3 protein-coding genes are annotated in these 1877 nt (G+C 76.7%); all 3 read left to right on the forward strand.

Annotated features, from left to right (window positions below):
- Positions 1-238: WCX domain-containing protein (locus tag ABEB16_RS22285; protein ID WP_345714340.1), on the forward strand; the 238-nt coding region annotated here is incomplete at its 5' end.
- On the forward strand, positions 235-1227 hold the full coding sequence (locus tag ABEB16_RS22290) for a helix-turn-helix transcriptional regulator (RefSeq protein ID WP_345714341.1): 993 nt from the start codon (positions 235-237) through the stop codon (positions 1225-1227). The genes ABEB16_RS22285 and ABEB16_RS22290, both read left to right, overlap by 4 nt.
- Before the next feature lie 185 nt (positions 1228-1412).
- Positions 1413-1751, forward strand: coding sequence for a hypothetical protein (locus ABEB16_RS22295; protein ID WP_345714342.1), 339 nt, complete (start codon positions 1413-1415; stop codon positions 1749-1751).
- Positions 1752-1877 lie beyond the last annotated feature (126 nt).

The raw sequence follows: 1877 nt of genomic DNA on the forward strand, positions 1-1877 counted from the left end.
CCTGGCGCTGCGCCGCCGCGCGCGGCGCACCGCCCTCGACGGGCAGGGATTCGACCTGCTGGAGCTGGAGGTCGCCGACGTGGAGAGCACCGCCGACGAGGTCGCCACCTACGGCCCCGACGTCGTGGCGCTGGAGCCGGGGCAGCTGCGCGAGGCGGTGCTGCGCCGCCTGCGCGGGGTGCTGGCGGCCAACGCCGCACCGGCCACCGGCGCCGCACCGGCCGGGGGTGCGGCGTGAGCGGGCGCGCCTCCACCGAGCGGCTGAGCCGGCTGCTGGCGATGGTGCCGTACCTGCTGCGCCACCCCGGGCTGCCGCTGGCCGAGGCCGCCGCGCACTTCGACGTCACCGAGGACGAGCTGGTGCGCGACCTGGAGCTGCTGTTCGTCTGCGGCACCCCCGGGCACCTGCCCGACGACCTCATCGAGGCCGAGTGGGAGTCGGGCAAGGTCTACATCGGCAACGCCGAGGCCATCGACCGCCCGCTGCGCCTGGCGGTGGACGAGGCCGTCGCCCTGCTGGTGGGGCTGCGCACGTTGGCGGAGGTGCCCGGCCTGCACGACCGCGACGCCCTCGACGGGGCGCTGGCGAAGCTGTCGGCCGCCGCGGGGGACGCGGCGCACGCGGCGGCGTCGCTGGCGGTGGACGTGCGCGTCGACGACGCCGACCCCGCCGCCGCCGAGCGGGTGCTGGCCACCTGCCGGGAGGCGCTGCGCACCCACCGGCGGCTGCGCATCCGCTACCTGGTGCCCTCCCGCGACGAGTCCACCTCCCGGGAGGTGGACCCGATGCGGCTGCTGACGGTCTCCGGGCGCTGGTACCTGGAGGGCTGGTGCCACCGCAGCGAGGCGGTGCGGCTGTTCCGCGCCGACCGCATCGAGGCCGCCGACGTCCTCGACGCCGACGGCACCCCGCCACCGCAGGCGGTCTCCCGCGACGTGGACTCGGCGTTGTTCCTGCCCAGCAGCGACGACGTCGTCGTCACCCTCGACCTGGCCCGCCAGGCCCGCTGGGTCGTGGAGTACTACCCCACGGAGTCGGTGGAGCCCGCCCCACCGGAGGCGGTGGGCGCGGAGCTGCGCGTGCGGCTGCGCGCGGCCGACACCCGCTGGGTGCAGCGGCTGCTGCTGCGCCTGGGCGAGGGGGCGCGGGTGGTGGAGCCGGTGGAGCTGGCCGAGGCGGTCCGCGAGCGCGCCGCGGCGGCGCTGGCGGCCTACGGGACGACCTGACGGACCGGCTCGGCAGCCGCTCGGCAGCGGCTCGGCAGCGGCTCGGCAGCCGCTCCGGAGCGGCCCGGCGGGTCGGTCCCGGGCCCGGGGAATCCGCCGCTCAAGGGATCGGGCGCTGCTGCCGAGACATGGGGTGTCGGGCAGCAGCGACCGCCGCCCCCCAGGACCCGAGAGGTGCAACGACCATGACGACCATCAAGGCCTCGTGCCCGTGCTGCGGCGACGTCGAGCTGACCCCGAAGCAGGTCCGCCTCGTGGTCTGCACCGTGAAGTCGCGCTCCTTCTACGCCTTCGACTGCCCCACCTGCAAGGACGAGGTCCGCAAGGCCGCCGGTGAGGACGTCGTGGCCCTGCTCGTGTCCGGTGGCGTGAAGGTGGAGCGCTGGATCATCCCCGGCGAGGCGCTGGAGGACAAGACCGGCCCCGCGATCTCCTGGGACGACGTGCTGGACTTCGCCCTCGTGCTGGACTCCGTGGAGGACCTGGCCGCCGTCGCCGGTGGCCGCTCGCACCGCATGGTCTGAGCACCCGGCCCGGACGAGGGCCCGGACGGCCGCAGGCCCCCACCGGGCGGCAGCGGCACCCGCCGGTGACGGCGGCAGCGCACGGCAGCCGAGGGCGCCGGGTGCGGGCGGTCCTGGCCCGCACCC

This window comes from Kineococcus glutinatus (assembly GCF_039542765.1).
Lineage (GTDB): Bacteria > Actinomycetota > Actinomycetes > Actinomycetales > Kineococcaceae > Kineococcus_A > Kineococcus_A glutinatus.

Excerpts from the sequence above, each read along its gene's own strand:
- ABEB16_RS22295 (WP_345714342.1), top strand. The coding sequence starts at position 1,413 with ATGACGACCATCAAGGCCTCGTGCCCGTGCTGCGGCGACGTCGAGCTG.